Origin of the sequence: Ralstonia sp. AU12-08 (genome assembly GCF_000442475.1) — a bacterium.
GTDB classification, from domain to species: domain Bacteria; phylum Pseudomonadota; class Gammaproteobacteria; order Burkholderiales; family Burkholderiaceae; genus Ralstonia; species Ralstonia insidiosa.
Genome location: NZ_ASZV01000022.1, coordinates 98,967 through 117,377, shown reverse-complemented (window position 1 = coordinate 117,377; position 18,411 = coordinate 98,967). Strand labels below are relative to the sequence as shown.

At 62.4% G+C, this 18,411-nt stretch carries 15 protein-coding genes; 14 read left to right on the top strand and 1 reads right to left on the bottom strand.

All coding sequences use genetic code 11. The features are described 5' to 3' along the window. Positions 1–72 precede the first annotated feature (72 nt). The 6 genes from prpE (at position 73) to C404_RS42140 (ending at position 8,573) form a co-directional block, all read left to right on the top strand. Positions 73–1,971: a propionate--CoA ligase gene (gene prpE / locus C404_RS42165; RefSeq protein ID WP_021194823.1), complete on the top strand. Its 1,899-nt coding sequence runs from the start codon at positions 73–75 to the stop codon at positions 1,969–1,971. Positions 1,972–2,302: 331 nt separating this feature from the next. Next, entirely contained in the window at positions 2,303–3,439 is a 1,137-nt protein-coding gene (gene carA / locus C404_RS42160; RefSeq protein WP_021194822.1) for a glutamine-hydrolyzing carbamoyl-phosphate synthase small subunit, read from the top strand. Between the two features lie 21 nt (positions 3,440–3,460). Continuing rightward, positions 3,461–4,135: a leucine efflux protein LeuE gene (gene leuE / locus C404_RS42155; RefSeq protein ID WP_021194821.1), complete on the top strand. Its 675-nt coding sequence runs from the start codon at positions 3,461–3,463 to the stop codon at positions 4,133–4,135. A gap of 16 nt (positions 4,136–4,151) precedes the next feature. After that, a complete protein-coding gene (carB, locus tag C404_RS42150) occupies positions 4,152–7,397 on the top strand; it encodes a carbamoyl-phosphate synthase large subunit (protein WP_021194820.1) in 3,246 nt (1,081 codons plus the stop codon). Positions 7,398–7,603: 206 nt separating this feature from the next. After that, on the top strand, positions 7,604–8,080 hold the full coding sequence (greA, locus tag C404_RS42145; protein ID WP_021194819.1) for a transcription elongation factor GreA: 477 nt from the start codon (positions 7,604–7,606) through the stop codon (positions 8,078–8,080). Between the two features lie 25 nt (positions 8,081–8,105). Next, positions 8,106–8,573 carry a DUF4149 domain-containing protein gene (locus C404_RS42140; protein ID WP_021194818.1) on the top strand — a complete coding sequence of 156 codons (468 nt, stop codon included), beginning with the start codon at positions 8,106–8,108 and terminating at the stop codon, positions 8,571–8,573. A gap of 57 nt (positions 8,574–8,630) precedes the next feature. Here C404_RS42140 and C404_RS42135 read toward each other — a convergent pair whose 3' ends face one another. Further along, positions 8,631–9,131: a YhbY family RNA-binding protein gene (locus C404_RS42135; RefSeq protein WP_021194817.1), complete on the bottom strand. Its 501-nt coding sequence runs from the start codon at positions 9,129–9,131 to the stop codon at positions 8,631–8,633. Between the two features lie 96 nt (positions 9,132–9,227). Here C404_RS42135 and C404_RS42130 point away from each other — a divergent pair, with 96 nt between their 5' ends. The 8 genes from C404_RS42130 to pstB all read left to right on the top strand — a co-directional run bounded on the left by C404_RS42130 (position 9,228) and on the right by pstB (position 18,380). Continuing rightward, a complete protein-coding gene (locus C404_RS42130; protein WP_021194816.1) occupies positions 9,228–9,893 on the top strand; it encodes an RlmE family RNA methyltransferase in 666 nt (221 codons plus the stop codon). A gap of 128 nt (positions 9,894–10,021) precedes the next feature. Continuing rightward, positions 10,022–11,908, top strand: a complete 1,887-nt coding sequence (ftsH, locus tag C404_RS42125) for an ATP-dependent zinc metalloprotease FtsH (RefSeq protein WP_021194815.1) — start codon at positions 10,022–10,024, stop codon at positions 11,906–11,908. 147 nt (positions 11,909–12,055) lie between these two features. Next, positions 12,056–12,919 (top strand): dihydropteroate synthase, encoded by an 864-nt coding sequence (folP, locus tag C404_RS42120; protein ID WP_152524443.1) that lies wholly within the window; start codon positions 12,056–12,058, stop codon positions 12,917–12,919. A 94-nt stretch (positions 12,920–13,013) separates the two neighbouring features. Further along, positions 13,014–14,357 (top strand): phosphoglucosamine mutase, encoded by a 1,344-nt coding sequence (glmM, locus tag C404_RS42115; protein ID WP_021194813.1) that lies wholly within the window; start codon positions 13,014–13,016, stop codon positions 14,355–14,357. Between the two features lie 193 nt (positions 14,358–14,550). Next, positions 14,551–15,582 (top strand): phosphate ABC transporter substrate-binding protein PstS, encoded by a 1,032-nt coding sequence (pstS, locus tag C404_RS42110; RefSeq protein ID WP_021194812.1) that lies wholly within the window; start codon positions 14,551–14,553, stop codon positions 15,580–15,582. A 109-nt stretch (positions 15,583–15,691) separates the two neighbouring features. After that, the gene (gene pstC / locus C404_RS42105; RefSeq protein ID WP_031329342.1) at positions 15,692–16,669 is read left to right on the top strand and encodes a phosphate ABC transporter permease PstC; all 978 of its coding nucleotides are present in this window, start codon (positions 15,692–15,694) and stop codon (positions 16,667–16,669) included. A 38-nt stretch (positions 16,670–16,707) separates the two neighbouring features. After that, entirely contained in the window at positions 16,708–17,592 is an 885-nt protein-coding gene (pstA, locus tag C404_RS42100) for a phosphate ABC transporter permease PstA (protein WP_021194810.1), read from the top strand. Beyond that, positions 17,589–18,380 (top strand): phosphate ABC transporter ATP-binding protein PstB, encoded by a 792-nt coding sequence (gene pstB, locus C404_RS42095; RefSeq protein ID WP_021194809.1) that lies wholly within the window; start codon positions 17,589–17,591, stop codon positions 18,378–18,380. Before pstA ends, pstB begins: the two co-directional genes overlap by 4 nt. The last annotated feature ends 31 nt before the right edge of the window (positions 18,381–18,411 follow it).

The window sequence follows — 18,411 nt, the reverse complement described above, 5'->3', positions numbered from 1 at the left end:
ACAGTAGCCGCATCGAGCACATCGAACATTGAGCCGGCGCGCCACGCAGTGGGTCGGCCAGGAGACAACGTCATGCCCATGTCCGCCGCATACCGCGCGCTGTACCAGCGTTCCGTCGACGACCCTTCCGGCTTCTGGCACGAGCAAGCCCAGCGCATCGACTGGCAGACGCCATACGCCGCCGTGCTCGACGATTTACGCTTGCCGTTTGCGCGCTGGTTTGTCGGCGGGCGCACCAATCTGTGCCACAACGCGGTGGATCGTCATCTCGCCACGCGTGGCGAGCAGGCGGCGCTGGTGTATGTGTCCACTGAGACCGGCATCGAGACGACGTACACGTATCGCCAGCTGCACCGCGAGGTCAACCGCATGGCGGCCAGCCTGCAGGCGCTGGGCGTCAAGCGCGGCGATCGGGTGTTGATCTACCTGCCGATGATTCCTGAGGCCGCGTTTGCGATGCTGGCCTGCGCGCGCATTGGGGCGATCCACTCGGTGGTGTTCGGCGGCTTCGCATCCAACAGCCTGGCTACGCGCATTGACGATGCCACGCCGCGCGTTATCGTCAGCGCGGACGCGGGCTCGCGCGCGGGCAAGGTGGTCGAGTACAAACCGCTGCTCGACGCCGCCATCGACCTGGCAGTGCATAAGCCCGAGCGCGTGCTGCTCGTCAATCGCAACTTGGCGCCAATGCGGCACAACGCGCGCGATGTCGACTACGCCGCGCTTGGCAGCGAGCATGCGAATGCCGATGTGCCGTGCGAGTGGATGGAGTCGAGCGAGCCGTCGTACATCCTCTACACCTCGGGTACGACCGGCAAGCCCAAGGGCGTTCAGCGCGACACGGGTGGTTATGCGGTGGCATTGGCTGCGTCGATACCGCTGATCTTCGGCGCACAGGCCGGCGACACGATGTTCACTGCGTCGGACGTCGGCTGGGTGGTGGGCCACAGCTACATCGTCTATGCGCCGCTACTCGCTGGCCTGACGACAGTGATGTACGAGGGCACGCCCATCCGCCCCGACGGCGCCGTCTGGTGGCGCATTGTCGAGCAGCACCGGGTCAACGTGATGTTCACAGCGCCGACGGCGATCCGGGTGCTCAAAAAGCAGGATCCGGCGTTGCTGCACCGACATGACCTGTCCAGCCTGCGCCGCCTGTTCCTGGCGGGCGAACCGTTGGACGAGCCCACCGCAAGCTGGATCGGCGAAGCATTGCAAAAGCCCATCGTCGACAACTACTGGCAGACCGAAACCGGCTGGCCGATGCTGGCCATTCCACAGGGCGTGGAGCCGTCAACGCAAAAGCTGGGTTCGCCCGGTTTCCCGGTCTATGGCTACAAGCTCGACATTCTCGACGAGGTGACCGGCCAGCCCTGCGCACCGGGCGAGAAGGGGCTGCTGGCCGTGACGGCACCGCTGCCGCCGGGCTGCATGAGCACCGTCTGGCGGGATGACGCGCGTTTCCTCAAGACATACTGGTCGGCGTTTCCTGGTGGCCAGATCTATTCCAGCTTCGACTGGGGTGTGCGGGACGCTGAGGGTTACATCACCATCCTCGGGCGCACCGATGACGTGATCAACGTGGCGGGCCATCGCCTGGGCACGCGCGAGATCGAAGAGAGCCTGTCGTCCCATCCCGCGATCGCGGAGGTGGCCGTGGTGGGGGTGGCGGACCAGTTGAAGGGGCAGGTGGCGATGGGCTTTGCCATCGTGCGCGACGCGTCACGCGTTGCCGAGTCGGCCGATCGCCTTGCGCTGGAAGGAGAGCTCATGCGCACCGTGGAGGCGCAGTTGGGTGCGGTGGCGCGGCCGTCACGCGTGTTTTTCGTCAACGCACTGCCCAAAACACGCTCGGGCAAACTGCTGCGCCGGGCGATGCAGGCGGTGGCCGAAGGGCGCGATCCGGGCGACCTGACCACGATTGAGGACCCGACTGCGCTGGCGCAAGTGCAGGCCGCTATGCAAGGGTAGCGGCGCACAGAAAAGTGACGCTCGCGCCCGCTTGGGTGCGGGGTGTCGGGCGCACCGGGACGTCACAATTGGCGGGCTACCCGGCGTTAAGTCCTTCCTTTCATTGAGTTTTTTGTGGTGCGCGGGTATACTTGTCAGGTTTGAGTTCAGAAACCCATCACCCTAGCGCCAACCGCTTCCTACCTCCCGCCTACTGCCCCGTCTGCCTCGTTTCCTGGTGAGTTCCGCCCCGGTTTCGACGCGCAAACGGCCCGGATTCCGCGCAGCCGGAATTCCGCTTCGGCGCCAAGGCGATCAGGTCGGCACAGGGTGAATCCAGCAGGAGCTACCCGTGTTGCCGTCTTTCCCGCCCGCCATTCTCGCGCTTGCAGACGGCACGGTCTTTCGTGGCTATTCCATCGGTGCGGCCGGTCATACGATCGGCGAAGTGGTGTTCAACACCGCCATCACCGGCTATCAGGAAATCCTTACCGATCCGAGCTACTCGCGCCAGATCGTCACGCTCACGTACCCGCACATCGGTAACGTCGGCGTGAACCGTGAGGATGTCGAAGCCACGAAAGTCCATGCCGCCGGTCTCATCATCAAGGATCTGCCGATCCTCGCGTCGAACTTCCGCAAGGAACACTCGCTCTCGCATTACCTGAAGGGCGAGAAGGTTGTCGCCATTGCCGGTATCGACACCCGCAAGCTGACCCGCATCCTGCGTGAAAAGGGTGCCCAGAACGGCTGCATCCTGGCCGGCGAAGACAACGTCCAGAAGGCCATCGACCTGGCACGTTCGTTCCCGGGCCTGTCGGGCATGGATCTGGCGAAGGTGGTGTCCGTCACCGAGCCGTACGAGTGGACCCAGACCGAATGGGAGCTGGGCCGAGGCTACGGCAAGCAGGACGCCCCGAAGTACCACGTGGTTGCGTATGACTTCGGCGTCAAGTTCAACATCCTGCGCATGCTGGCCGAGCGCGGCTGCCGCGTGACAGTGGTGCCGGCCCAGACCAGCGCTGCCGACGTACTGGCGCACAACCCGGACGGCGTGTTCCTCTCCAACGGCCCTGGCGATCCGGAACCGTGCGATTACGCCATCGCCGCTGCCAAGGAATTCCTCGACCGCCGCCTCCCGACATTCGGCATCTGCCTGGGTCACCAGATCATGGGCCTGGCCGTCGGCGCCAAGACGCTCAAGATGAAGACCGGCCACCACGGTGCGAACCACCCGGTCAAGGATCTGCAGGACGGCCGCGTGCTCATCACCTCGCAGAACCACGGCTTTGCGGTGGACCCGGACTCGCTGCCGGCCAATGCACGCGTGACGCACGTCTCGCTGTTCGACGGCACGCTGCAGGGCTTCGAGCTTACGGACCGCCCGGCATTCTGCTTCCAGGGTCACCCGGAAGCCTCGCCTGGCCCGCACGACATCGCGTATCTGTTCGACCGCTTCACGGCGGCGATGGACGCGGCGAAGCAATAACGCAAACGAGACAGCATCGCCATGAACGCCTTCATGCTCGCCCACTTCGGCGTCACCGAGTTCTGGACTTTCCTGCTCGGCACGATCTTTATCGTGCTGCTGCCGGGTCCGAACTCGATGTACGTGCTGTCGGTGGCGGCCCGTCGCGGTGTGCGCGCGGGCTACCAGGGCGCATGCGGCGTGTTTCTGGGCGATGCCATCCTGATGGTGCTGTCGGCGGCGGGCGTGGCTTCGCTGCTGAAGGCGAGTCCGGCGCTGTTCTACGTCGTGAAGTACATCGGCGCGGCGTACCTGGCGTGGATCGGCTTGCAGATGTTGCGCGGTGCATTGAACAACTGGCGTGCACGCAAGGCAGGCGAGTCGGCTGAGCAGAGCGCGGCACCGGCTGACGAAGCGAATCCCTTCAAGAAGGCGCTGATCATCAGCCTGCTGAACCCGAAGGCGATCCTGTTCTTCATCTCGTTCTTCATCCAGTTCGTCGATCCGCACTACGCATTGCCGGTGGTGTCGTTCGTCGTGCTGGGGCTGGTCTGCCAAGTCTGCAGCTTCCTGTACCTGACCACCATCATCTTCGTGGGCGCGCGGCTGGCCGCGGCGTTCCGCGCGCGACGACGCCTGTCTGCCGGTATGAGCAGCGGTGTCGGCGCCATGTTTATCGGCTTTTCCGCCAAGCTGGCGACGGCCACACTGAATTAATCGAATCGAGCGGGTTATGCCAAAACGTACAGACATTAAAACCATCCTGATCATCGGCGCGGGTCCGATCATCATCGGCCAGGCGTGCGAGTTCGATTACTCCGGCGCGCAGGCTTGCAAGGCGCTGCGTGAAGAAGGCTTCAAGGTGGTCCTGGTCAACAGCAACCCGGCCACGATCATGACCGACCCCAGCACGGCCGATGTGACCTACATCGAGCCGATCACCTGGGAAGTGGTCGAGCGCATCATTGCCAAGGAGCGCCCGGACGCGATCCTGCCGACCATGGGTGGCCAGACCGCGCTGAACTGCGCGCTCGACCTGCACCGCCACGGCGTGCTGGCCAAGTACAACGTCGAGCTGATCGGCGCATCGCCCGAAGCCATCGACAAGGCCGAAGACCGCCAGAAGTTCAAGGACGCGATGACCAAGATCGGCCTGGGTTCGGCCAAGTCGGGCATCGCGCATTCGATGGACGAAGCCGTGGCCGTACAGTCGCAGATAGCCAAGGAAACCGGCACGAGCGGCTACCCGATCGTGATCCGTCCGTCGTTCACGCTGGGCGGCACGGGCGGCGGCATCGCTTACAACCGCGAAGAATTTGAAGAGATCTGCAAGCGCGGTCTCGACCTCTCGCCGACCAACGAGTTGCTGATCGAAGAGTCGCTGCTCGGCTGGAAGGAATACGAGATGGAAGTCGTGCGCGACAAGGCGGACAACTGCATCATCGTCTGCTCGATCGAAAACCTGGACCCGATGGGCATCCACACCGGTGACTCCATCACCGTAGCCCCGGCACAGACGCTGACTGACAAGGAATACCAGATCCTGCGCAACGCCTCGCTGGCCGTGCTGCGCGAGATCGGCGTCGACACGGGCGGTTCGAACGTGCAGTTCTCGATCAATCCGCAAGATGGCCGGATGATTGTGATCGAGATGAACCCGCGTGTGTCGCGTTCGTCGGCGCTGGCCTCGAAGGCGACGGGCTTCCCGATCGCCAAGGTCGCGGCCAAGCTGGCCGTGGGCTACACGCTGGACGAGTTGAAGAACGAGATCACCGGTGGCGCAACCCCGGCGTCGTTCGAGCCGTCGATCGACTACGTGGTCACCAAGGTGCCGCGTTTCGCATTCGAAAAATTCCCGCAGGCCGACAGCCACCTGACCACGCAGATGAAGTCGGTGGGCGAGGTGATGGCTATGGGCCGCACCTTCCAGGAATCGTTCCAGAAGGCACTGCGCGGCCTGGAAGTCGGCGTGGATGGCCTGGACGAAAAGTCCACCGACCGCGACGAGATCATCGAAGAAATCGGCGAAGCTGGCCCGGACCGCATCTGGTATCTGGGCGACGCATTCCGCCTGGGCTTGTCGATCGACGAGGTGTACGCCGAGACCGCTGTGGACCCGTGGTTCCTTGCGCAGATCGAAGACATCGTCAAGACCGAAGCGTTGGTGAAGGCGCGCACGCTGGATAGCCTGTCGGCTGCCGAGCTGCGCCTGCTCAAGCAGAAGGGCTTCTCCGACCGCCGCCTTGCCAAGCTGATGAAGACGACGGCCCAGGCTGTGCGCGAAAAGCGTATCGCTGAGAAGGTCCGCCCGGTCTACAAGCGCGTCGACACCTGTGCCGCCGAGTTTGCGACCAATACCGCGTACCTGTATTCGACGTACGAAGCCGAGCACGGCGAGTGCGAAGCCCAGCCGACCAGCAACAAGAAGATCATGGTGCTGGGCGGTGGCCCGAACCGGATCGGCCAGGGCATCGAGTTCGACTACTGCTGCGTGCACGCCGCGCTGGCACTGCGCGAAGACGGGTACGAGACCATCATGGTCAACTGCAACCCGGAAACCGTTTCGACGGACTACGACACCTCCGACCGCCTGTACTTCGAGCCGGTGACCCTGGAAGACGTGCTCGAAATCGTCGACAAGGAAAAGCCGGTTGGCGTGATCGTGCAATACGGCGGCCAAACGCCGCTGAAGCTCGCGCTGGATCTGGAAGCCAATGGCGTGCCCATCATCGGCACGTCGCCGGACATGATTGATGCGGCTGAAGATCGTGAGCGCTTCCAGAAGCTGCTGCACGAGCTGGGCCTGCGTCAGCCGCCCAACCGCACCGCGCGCGCCGAAGACGAAGCCCTCAAGCTGGCCGAAGAAATCGGCTACCCGCTGGTGGTGCGCCCGTCGTACGTGCTGGGTGGCCGCGCGATGGAAATCGTGCACGAGCCGCGCGACCTCGAGCGCTACATGCGTGAAGCCGTGAAGGTGTCGAACGACAGCCCCGTGCTGCTCGACCGCTTCCTGAACGACGCCATCGAATGCGACGTGGATTGCCTCTCCGATGGCAAGCGCGTGTTCATCGGCGGCGTGATGGAGCACATCGAGCAGGCCGGCGTGCACTCGGGCGATTCGGCGTGCTCGCTGCCGCCGTACTCGCTGTCGCAAGCCACCGTCGATGAACTCAAGCGTCAGACCGCCGCGATGGCCAAGGCCCTGAACGTGGTCGGCCTGATGAACGTGCAGTTCGCCATCCAGCAACGCGATGGCCAAGACATCGTCTACGTGCTGGAAGTGAACCCGCGTGCGTCGCGTACGGTGCCGTACGTGTCGAAGGCGACCAGCGTCTCGCTGGCGAAGGTGGCGGCGCGTTGCATGGCGGGCCAGTCGCTGGATTCGCAAGGCATCGAGAAAGAAGTCGTGCCGGCGTACTACAGCGTCAAGGAAGCCGTGTTCCCGTTCAACAAGTTCCCGGGCGTTGACCCGGTGCTTGGACCGGAAATGCGCTCCACTGGCGAAGTCATGGGCGTCGGCAAGACCTTCGGCGAGGCGCTCTTCAAGAGCCAGCTCGCCGCCGGTTCGCGCCTGCCCGAGAAGGGTACCGTGCTGATGACGGTCAAGGACAGCGATAAGCCAGCTGCGGTGGAAGTGGCCCGCGCGCTGCATACGCTGGGCTACCCGATCGTCGCGACGCGTGGCACGGCCTCGGCCATCGAAGCCGCCGGCATTCCGGTCCGCGTGATCAACAAGGTGAAGGAAGGCCGTCCGCACATCGTCGACATGATCAAGAACAGCGAGATCGCACTCGTGTTCACGACCGTCGACGAGACGCGTACCGCGATTGCTGACTCGCGCTCGATCCGCCAAGCGGCGTTGGCCCAGCGTGTGACGTACTACACGACCATCGCCGGCGCCCGCGCCGCGGTGGAAGGCCTGAAGCACATGCAACATCTGGATGTGTATGACCTCCAAGGTCTGCACGCCACCCTGTAAGGCTTGGTAGGACCCAGAGTTTGGCCCCGCGGCGCGGCATAGCGTCGCGGTCAAGGCTCTCTGGGGCAGCAGTTGCCGCCTCCGGGCGGTTCGCCTACACTACAGTGTCCGTGTCAAAACAACGACAGCCGCCGTCAGGCGGGTGTGCGCTACGCGCCCTCCCGCTTCGCAGCGGCTGATTTTTTTGTGATTCCGAATTACCCACTATGAGCACCATTCCCATTACCAAGCGCGGTGCCGAGATGCTCAAGGAAGAGCTGCAGCGCTTGAAGACCAAGGAGCGTCCGGCCGTCGTCACCGCTATCGCCGAGGCACGTGCCCAGGGCGATCTGTCCGAAAACGCCGACTACGATGCCGCCAAAGAGCGCCAGGGCTTCATCGAAGGCCGCATCCAGGAAATCGAAGGCAAACTGTCGGCAGCGAATATCATCGATCCGTCCGAGCTCGACGCCGAGGGGCGTGTGGTTTTCGGCGCCACCATCGACCTGGAAGACCTGGATTCAGGCAAGCCCGTCACATACCAGATCGTTGGCGATGACGAAGCTGATCTGGAAACCGGCAAGATTTCGATCAGCTCGCCGATCGCCCGTGCGCTGATCGGCAAGTTTGAAGGCGACGTCGCCACCGTGGTCGCCCCGGGCGGCGAGCGCGAGTACGAAGTCCTAGCCGTCAAGTACCTCTAATCACCACCAGCCGGAACGATCCCACATGCCCCAGCGCTTCTTTCAGTTGCTTGCAACGGTATGGTGCGGATCGCTCTGGACCATCGGCTACATCGTCGCCCCGACGCTGTTTGCCATGCTGGAAGACCGCCAGTTGGCCGGCTCGATCGCCGGCCGGCTGTTTCACGCCGAGGCGTGGATTGGCCTGGGCGTAGGCTGTTTGCTGCTGCTTGCCGCCACAGCGCTGGTGCGGCGCGGGCAGGCGGGATACAAGTCGCTGCGATGGCTGGTGCTGGGGATGCTGGTATGCGTGCTGGTCGGCTACTTTGGGCTGCAACCGTTCATGGCTTCACTGCGTGAGCAGGCGGCGGCCCAGGGTCTGGCCGTCGGTGACTCGGCTTACCGGGCCCAGTTCGGCATGCTGCACGGTGTGTCGAGCGTGTTTTACCTGGTGCAAAGTCTGTTTGGCCTTGCGTTGATCTGGAAAACCGCTGGTATTCAGCAGCCCTCCTGAGGCCGAAGAAAAGACCGGCTGAAAAGCCGGTCGTTTTCTGTGCGGGCAAGCGTCAGATCAGGACAGTGCCTTCTTCTTTTGGCTGGTTTGGCGCGGTTTGGCACGTTTCACGTTGCCGCCGGCCGTGACGCGCTCGTTGCCGAGCACGCTTAGGCGAACCGGCTTCGGGCGGCGCGTGGCGTTCGGATTCGCCTTACGCACTGTAACGGAGCGCGGGCCGGCGCCGACGGTGGTCTTGCGCGGCGGGCGGATGTCCTGCGGCTGGTTTTCCTTCAGGTAGGCCGGACCTTCGCGCCAGATCACCAGCAGTTTGCCGATGTGCTGCACGGGCGCAGCCTGCAGGCGGGCGCAGATGGTGTCATAGAGCTCGATGCGGGCTTCGCGGTCGTCGCCGAACACCCGAATTTTGATCAGCCCGTGGGCCGCCAGCGAGCGGTCGATTTCGGCCAGAACGGCTTTGGTCAGGCCCTCCGCACCGATGATGACGACCGGGTTCAACGCGTGCGCTTCCGAGCGCAGTTCCGATCGTTGGGCAGGGGTGAGGATGAGGGCGGGCATAAATGAGGGCGAGATCGCGCAAAAGGACAAACGGCGCGTATTATCCGCCAAAATCAGTCCAAGCCGCCATGTTTAGGCAGTTTGGCAACCAATTCGATGGCAAAGAACAAGTTCAACCAGTCGTGGCTGCACGACCATATCAACGATCCGTACGTGAAGCTGGCCCAGCGCGAGGGCTATCGCGCGCGCGCCGCCTACAAACTCAAGGAGATCGATGAGCAGGACAAGCTGATCAAGCCGGGCCAGGTCATTGTCGATCTGGGCGCCGCGCCGGGCAGTTGGAGCCAGTACGTGCGCAACAAGCTGGCCGCCTCGCCGCGCGCCAAGGACGGGCGTATCGACGGCGCCATTGTCGCCATCGACATCCTGCCGATGGAAGCTATAGCGGATGTCGAGTTCATCCAGGGCGACTTTCGCGAGGACGAGGTCTTCCAGCAACTGGAAGAAATCGTGCTGGAAGCCACGGGCGGAGGCAAAGTAGACCTTGTTTTGTCCGATATGGCCCCCAACCTCTCGGGTGTGGCGTCGGCAGACGCCGCGCGCATGGAGCACATCGCCGAGCTGGCCGTGGAATTTGCCATGGCGCACCTGAAACCTGAAGGTGCACTGCTGATCAAATGTTTCCACGGCAGCGGCTATAGTCAGATCGTCGAGATGTTCAAGCGCCATTTCAAGATCGTGGCGCCGCGCAAGCCCAAGGCCTCTCGCGACAAGTCTTCCGAGACCTTCCTGCTGGGCCGCCAGCTCAAGCATCCGGGCTGACGGACGTTACTCAGGAAGGGCCCGGTGGCGCTGAGTGGCCGATGGTCTTGCGGGCAATCAACCCGCGGCGGTGTCCGTGCATTACAATGCCAAGCATCCCGTCAAGGCATTTCTAAAGGAGTCTCGCCTTGAATAACAACTGGTTTCAGAAGGCGGCCATCTGGCTGGTGATTGCCTTGGTGCTGTTCACCGTCTTCAAGCAGTTCGACAAGCCGCGCACCCAAGAAGGTGTGACGTACTCGCAATTCATGGATGACGCAAAGGCCGGCAAGGTCAAGCGCGTCGAAGTGCAGGGCCGCACGCTGCTGGTCACGCCCAACGAGGGCAACAAGTATTCCATCATCTCGCCAGGCGACATCTGGATGGTTGGCGATCTGATGAAATTTGGCGTGCAGGTGACCGGCAAGGCCGAAGACGAGCCCAATATGCTCTATTCGATCCTTACCTACCTCGGCCCGACGCTGCTGATCATCGTGTTCTGGTTCTACATGATGCGGCAGATGCAAGGCGGCGGGAAAGGCGGTGCCTTCTCGTTCGGCAAATCCCGAGCGCGGTTGATCGACGAGAATAACAACAGCGTCACGTTTGCTGACGTGGCAGGGTGTGACGAGTCGAAGGAAGAGGTCGTCGAGCTCGTCGACTTCCTGAAAGATCCCCAGAAATTCCAGAAACTGGGCGGTCGTATCCCACGTGGCGTGCTGCTGGTCGGCCCTCCGGGTACCGGTAAGACGCTGCTGGCGCGCGCCATTGCTGGCGAAGCCAAGGTACCGTTCTTCAGCATCTCCGGTTCGGATTTCGTTGAAATGTTCGTTGGCGTGGGTGCAGCCCGCGTGCGCGACATGTTCGAGAACGCCAAGAAGCAAGCGCCCTGCATCGTCTTCATCGACGAAATTGACGCGGTTGGCCGTCATCGTGGCGCCGGCATGGGTGGCGGCAACGATGAGCGCGAGCAGACCCTGAACCAGATGCTGGTCGAGATGGACGGTTTCGAGGCCAACTCGGGCGTCATCGTGATCGCTGCGACCAACCGTGCTGACGTGCTGGACAAGGCGTTGCTGCGTCCGGGCCGTTTCGACCGCCAGGTCTACGTGGGCCTGCCGGACATCCGTGGCCGCGAGCAGATCCTCAAGGTGCATATGCGCAAGGTGCCGATCGGCAATGATGTCGATGCATCAGTGCTGGCACGTGGCACGCCAGGTTTCTCGGGTGCTGATCTGGCCAACCTTGTGAACGAAGCCGCGCTGTTTGCTGCCCGCCGTAACAAGCGCGTGGTCGATATGCAGGACTTCGAAGATGCCAAGGACAAGATCTACATGGGTCCGGAGCGCAAGTCGGCCGTGATCCGCGAAGAAGAGCGCAAGGCCACGGCGTACCACGAGTCGGGTCATGCAGTGGTTGCCAAGCTGCTGCCGAAGGCAGATCCGGTGCACAAGGTCACGATCATGCCGCGCGGTTGGGCTGGTGGCTTGACCTGGCAACTGCCGGAGCACGACAAGCACTACGCCTATAAGGACACGATGCTTGAAGAGGTCGCCATCCTGTTCGGCGGTCGCGCTGCAGAAGAGGTGTTCCTGGGGGCGATGAGTACCGGTGCTTCGAACGACTTCGAGCGCGCCACGAAAATGGCCCGCGACATGGTGACGCGCTACGGCATGAGCGACACGCTGGGCACCATGGTCTATGTCGACACCGAGCAGGACGGTTTCTTCGGCCGCATGGCGTCGAAGACGGTGTCCGAGGCGACGCAGCAAAAGGTCGATGCAGAAATCCGTCGCATTGTTGACGAGCAATATGCCCTGGCCAAGGGCCTGCTGGAAGCCAACCGCGACAAGGTTGAGGCCATGACGGCTGCGCTGCTCGAGTGGGAAACCATCGACGCCGACCAGGTCAACGACATCATGGACGGTAAGCCGCCGCGCCCGCCGCGCTATGGTTCGACTGGCGGTGGCAGCACGCCGCCGGGTGGCGGTACCCCAGCCGGAGCGAACCCGGGTAACGTGCCGGCCACGGCATGAAGGCTGTCTGATAGGTTATTGCCCTGAGGGCGGAGCATAAGAGCCGGTGCATGCGCACCGGCTTTTTTGTTAGTGCCTTTTTTGGTATGCCTGGCGTAGCATTCCGGTCCTGCGCCGTACTCTGATTCGCATATCTTGTCTGCTCTCATTCCCACTACGACGCACTTCCAGTGCGGGCGTTTTCGCTACGCACGTGATCGGCGCCCGCTGGTCATGGGCATTCTCAACGTCACGCCCGATTCGTTTTCCGACGGCGGCCAACATGCCACCCGCGATACGGCGCTGCGCCATGCTGAACAACTGATCACCGAAGGCGTCGACATGATCGACATCGGTGGCGAATCGAGCCGGCCGGGCGCCGCGCCACTGGGTCTGCAGGAAGAGTTGGACCGCGTGATGCCGATTGTCGAGGCGCTGCGCGACTGCGGCAAACCGCTGTCCATCGACACCTACAAGCCTGAGGTGATGCGCGCCACGCTAGAGGGTGGCGCCGATCTCATCAACGACATTTGGGGTTTTCGCCGCCCGGGCGCGATTGAGGCAGTGGCCAAGGGCAACGCCGGCCTGTGCGTGATGCACATGCAGCGTGATCCCGAGACGATGCAGGAGTCGCCCAGCTATACGGATCTGATGGGCGAAGTGACAGCCTTCCTGCGCATGCAGACCGAAGCATTGCTGGCTGCCGGCGTAGCTGCCGAGCGTATTTCGCTCGACCCGGGATTTGGTTTTGGTAAAACGCCGGATCACAATCTCACTATGCTCAATCGATTGGCGCAGTTCGAGCAGATCGGGTTGCCGTTGTTGGCCGGTCTGTCGCGCAAATCGACGTTGGGTGCAGTGCTGGGTGGCAGACCGCCAGCCGAACGCATCACCGCGAGTGTGGCTGCCGCGTTGCTGGCAGCGGAGCGCGGTGCGTTCATCGTGCGTGTGCACGACGTGCGGCCGACCGTGGAAGCACTTCAGGTCTGGTGGGCAATGCGTCACGAACGGGTTGATCCGCCGCTCGCATGACGGTCGTACGGTCGGGGTCGAGCGAACAGACGATTGCCCGGCTGCGGCCGGCACCTTACAAACAATAAAGAAACTACTGCAGGAGAGATTCCTTATGTCCAGGAAGTATTTCGGCACCGATGGCATTCGTGGGCGCGTGGGCGAGACCCCGATCACGCCGGACTTTGTGCTGCGCCTTGGCTATGCTGCCGGCCGCGTGTTGGCACACGGCGCTGAGTCGCATGGCCACGGCCGGCCTACTGTGCTGATCGGCAAGGACACGCGCTTGTCGGGCTACATGCTGGAAGCGGCACTGGAAGCCGGTTTCACGGCTGCCGGCGTGGACGTGCTGATGAGCGGTCCGCTGCCGACGCCTGGCGTGGCTTATCTGACGCGCGCGTTGCGCCTGTCGGCGGGCGTAGTGATCTCTGCGTCACATAATCCTTACTATGACAACGGCATCAAGTTCTTCTCGGCCAGCGGTGACAAGCTGCCTGACGAGACCGAACTGCAGATCGAAGCCGAACTGGAAAAGCCGATGGAGTACGCGGCGTCAGACGCGCTGGGCCGTGCCCGCCGCATTGAGGATGCCGCCGGCCGCTACATCGAGTTTTGCAAGAGCACGTTCCCGAATGACCTGAACCTATTCGGCATGAAAGTCGTGCTGGATAGTGCGCATGGCGCGGCGTACCACATTGCGCCGCACGTCTTCCACGAGTTGGGCGCGGATGTGGTGTCGATCGGCAACCAACCGAACGGTCGCAACATCAACGACGGCTACGGCGCGACAGCGCCGGGCAAGCTGGTCGAAGCCACGCGTGAACATGGCGCCGACATCGGCCTGGCCTTTGACGGCGATGCTGACCGCCTCCAGGTGGTCGACCGGAACGGTCGCCTGTACAACGGCGATGAGTTGCTCTACGTGATGGTGCAGGCGCGTCGCGCAGCAGGGCAGGCAGTGCCGGGCGCTGTCGGTACGCTCATGACCAACCTGGCTGTGGAGTTGGCACTTAAGGCGCAAGGCGTCGAGTTCGTACGTGCCAAGGTGGGCGACCGCTATGTTCTGGAAGAACTGAAGAAGAACGGTTGGCTGCTGGGCGGTGAAGGTTCGGGCCATTTGCTGTGCCTGGACAAGCACAGCACGGGCGACGGCATCATCTCGGCTTTACAGGTGCTTGCGGCATTGCGTCGCAGTGGCCAGACGCTCGACGAAATGCTGGAAGGCGTGCGTCTGTTCCCGCAAAAGCTGATCAATGTGCGCGTCGAAAAAGGTTTCGACTGGAAGTCGCACGCTGGCTTGCAAGCTGCGCTCAAGACCAGTGAGGCTGAGCTCAGCGGCAAGGGGCGTGTGCTGATTCGTCCGTCCGGTACCGAACCTGTTGTACGGGTGATGGTTGAGGCACAGGATGCCGACCTTGCTACACAGCATGCAGAACGTCTGGCGGCAACGTTGCGGTAAATTGCCGGACGAACGCTGCAGAAGCAATTAAAAAGCGGCCCTTGCGCCGCTTTTTTTGTGCCTTAAGATCGACTTTCGTGCGTTCTAAGCCGGTTCTGAGAAGTTTTTGTGTTGTCACAGAAGTGTCATGTGAGCGACCTAAAGTTCGGGTGTCAAAAATCTGTCATCGCTCAACCGCTCCTCTGGAGAACACATGAAACTGGTTAAATCCGCAATCGCGGGCGTGGCTGCGCTGGCTTTCGCTGGTACCGCATTCGCAGTTGACATCACTGGTGCTGGCGCAACGTTCCCGGCCCCCGTCTACAACAAGTGGGCGGCCGACTACAACAAGGCGACCCAGACCAAGGTGAACTACCAAGGTATCGGCTCGTCGGGCGGCATCAAGCAGATCACCGCCAAGACTGTCGACTTCGGCGCATCGGACATGCCGCTGAAGGACGAAGAGCTGAACAAGGATGGCCTGATTCAGTTCCCGACCGTGATCGGCGGCGTGGTGCCGGTGATCAACCTGCCGGGCGTGAAGCCGGGCGAACTGACCTTGAATGGCCAAATCCTGGGCGACATCTACCTGGGCAAGATCAAGAAGTGGAATGATCCGGCTATCGTCAAGCTGAACCCGAAGGCCAAGCTGCCGGACCAGGACATCCTGGTGGTGCGCCGTGCTGACGGTTCGGGCACCTCGTTCATCTTCACGAACTACCTGTCGAAGGTGAACGCCGAGTGGAAGGGCAAGGTTGGCGAAGGCACGACCGTGAACTGGCCGACCGGTACGGGCGGCAAGGGCAACGAAGGCGTGGCCGCTTTCGTGCAGCGTCTGGGTGGCGCAGTGGGTTACGTTGAGTACGCCTACGCCAAGCAGAACAAGATGACCTACGTGAACCTGCAGAACAAGTCGGGCGCCACCGTGCAACCGACCGCTGAAGCGTTCAAGGCAGCGGCTGCTGGCGCCGAGTGGAGCAAGTCGTACTACCAGATCCTGACGGACGAGCCGGGCAAGGACGCATGGCCGATCGCTGGTGCGACCTTCATCCTGCTGCACAAGGTCCAGGCAAAGCCGGAACAAGGCGCTGAAGTCATGAAGTTCTTCGACTGGGCCTACAAGGGCGGCGATGATGCTGCCAAGGGTCTGGACTACGTGCCGCTGCCGGATGCTGTGAAGAACCAGATCCGCGCCACGTGGAAGTCGAACGTGAAGGATGCGTCGGGCAAGGCGATCTATAACTGATTGTTCGTTGCCCGCTGCGTAGGTAGTGCAGCACAAGGTGCGGGCGGGCGGTGCAGATTGCCGCCCGCACCATTTCAACAGCTTCTCTCACGGCTGACCGGTTTCCCTCATGGCCACGCTCTCTGATTCTTCCGGCGCTTCTTCCAGCATGCGAGCACCCAGCCGCGTTGGCGACCTGGTGTTTGGCGGTCTGACCCGGCTTGCCGCAATCATTACGCTCCTGCTGTTGGGCGGCATCATCGTTTCGCTGATCATCAGCTCCTGGCCCTCGATCAAGCAATTCGGCCTGTCGTTCCTGGTGAATTCGGAGTGGGATCCGCCCGCCGATATCTACGGCGCGCTCGTGCCGGTCTACGGCACGCTGGTCACCTCGCTGATTGCGCTCATCATTGCCGTGCCCGTGAGCTTTGGCATTGCCCTGTTTCTGACCGAGCTGTCGCCGGCCTGGCTGCGCCGACCGCTGGGTACCGCCATCGAGCTGCTCGCTGCCGTGCCGTCCATCGTCTACGGCATGTGGGGTCTGCTCGTATTTGCACCGATTTTTAGCGAATACTTTCAAAAGCCGCTGGCCGCGACTGTCGGCAAGATCCCGGTCATCGGGGCGCTGTTCCAGGGCGCACCGATCGGTATCGGCCTGCTGTGCGCTGGGGTGATCCTGGCGATCATGATCATCCCGTACATCTCGGCAGTGATGCGTGACGTGTTCGAGATCACGCCGACGCTGCTCAAGGAATCCGCCTATGGCGTGGGCTGCACGACGTGGGAAGTCATGTGGAACGTGGTGCTGCCGTACACGAAGGCGGGTGTGATCGGTGGTGTGATGCTGGGTCTGGGCCGCGCACTGGGCGAGACCATGGCCGTGACGTTCGTGATCGGCAACACCAACCTGCTGTCGGATGCGTCGCTGTTCTCGCCGGGCAACAGCATCACCTCGGCACTGGCCAACGAATTTGCAGAAGCGGGCCAAGGCCTGCATACCGCCGCGCTGATGGAGTTGGGCTTGATCCTGTTCGTCATCACGTTCATCGTGCTGGCGGCGTCCAAGCTGCTGCTTCTGCGCCTGCAGAAGAGCGAGGGCCAAAAGTGAACCAGAACGATCTGCCCGACGCCATGAGACCCAATACCATGCGCACGTCCTCCATTCCTGCCGTTCGCGCCGACTCCGAGAAGACCAAGGCACGCCTGCAGGCCCGTCGCCGCAATATCAACGGTATTGCGCTGGCACTCTCGCTTGCCGCCATGGGCTTCGGCCTGGTGTGGCTGGCGTGGATTCTGTGGACCACGCTCTCGCTGGGCGTGGGTGGTCTGTCGCTGTCGCTCTTCACGGAGATGACGCCGCCGCCCAACACGCCGGGAGGCGGTCTGGCCAACGCCATCGCCGGATCGTTCCTGCTGGTCGGCATGGCCACGCTGATCGGCACGCCGCTGGGCATCCTGGCCGGCATCTACCTGGCGGAGTACGGCAAGACGTCGGCACTGGCCAGCGCGACGCGCTTCATCAATGACATTCTGCTGTCGGCGCCGTCCATCGTGATCGGCCTGTTCGTGTATGCCGTGGTGGTGGCGCGAGTGCAGCACTTCTCGGGGATTGCCGGCGTGCTGGCGCTGGCCCTGCTGCAGATTCCGATCGTGGTGCGCACCACCGAGAACATGCTGAACCTGGTGCCCAACGCCATGCGTGAAGCCGCCATGGCGCTCGGTACGCCCAAGTGGAAGATGATTCTGTCGATCACGCTCAAGGCGTCGTACGCTGGCGTGATTACCGGCGTGCTGCTGGCTGTGGCCCGTATTGCCGGTGAAACCGCGCCGTTGCTCTTCACCGCGCTGAACAACCAGTTCTGGAGCCTGGATCTGAACCAGCCGGTGGCGACCATGCCGGTGGTGATCTACAAGTTTGCAATGAGCCCGTTCCCCGAGTGGCAACAATTGGCCTGGGCCGGGGTGTTCCTGATTACGCTGGGTGTGCTGGGGCTGAACGTCCTCGCGCGTGCCTTGTTCACCAAGAAATGACCATGACTGCTACGTCCCTCGAAGTGCGCACGCAAAGCCCGAAGATCGATGTGCGTGACCTGAACTTCTACTACGGCAAGTTCCACGCGCTCAAGAACATCTCACTGCAGATTCCCGAGAAGCAGGTGACGGCCTTCATCGGCCCGTCGGGCTGCGGCAAGTCGACGCTGCTGCGTACATTCAACAAGATGTACGCGCTGTACCCCGAGCAGCGTGCCGAAGGTGCGATCAACATGGACGGCGAGAACCTCCTCACGTCCAAGACGGACATCGCCCTGTTGCGCGCCAAGGTGGGCATGGTGTTCCAGAAGCCGACGCCGTTCCCGATGTCGATCTACGACAACATCGCCTTTGGCGTGAAGCTGTTCGAGCGCCTGTCGCGCTCCGAAATGGACGACCGCGTGGAATGGGCGCTGACCAAGGCCGCGCTGTGGAACGAAGTGAAGGACAAGCTCAACCAGTCGGGCTATGGCCTGTCGGGTGGTCAGCAGCAGCGTCTGTGTATCGCCCGTGGCATCGCCATCCGTCCGGAAGTGCTGCTGCTGGACGAACCGTGCTCGGCACTGGACCCGATTTCCACCGGTAAGATCGAAGAGCTGATTGCTGAGCTGAAAGACGACTACACGGTCGTCATCGTGACGCATAACATGCAACAGGCTGCGCGCTGCTCCGACTTCACGGCTTACATGTACCTGGGCGAGCTGATCGAGTTTGGTGAGACCGAGAAGATCTTCATCAAGCCGCGCCGCAAGGAAACGGAAGACTACATCACCGGCCGCTTCGGCTGATCTGCAACACGCACTGAAGCGACAAGGAGAA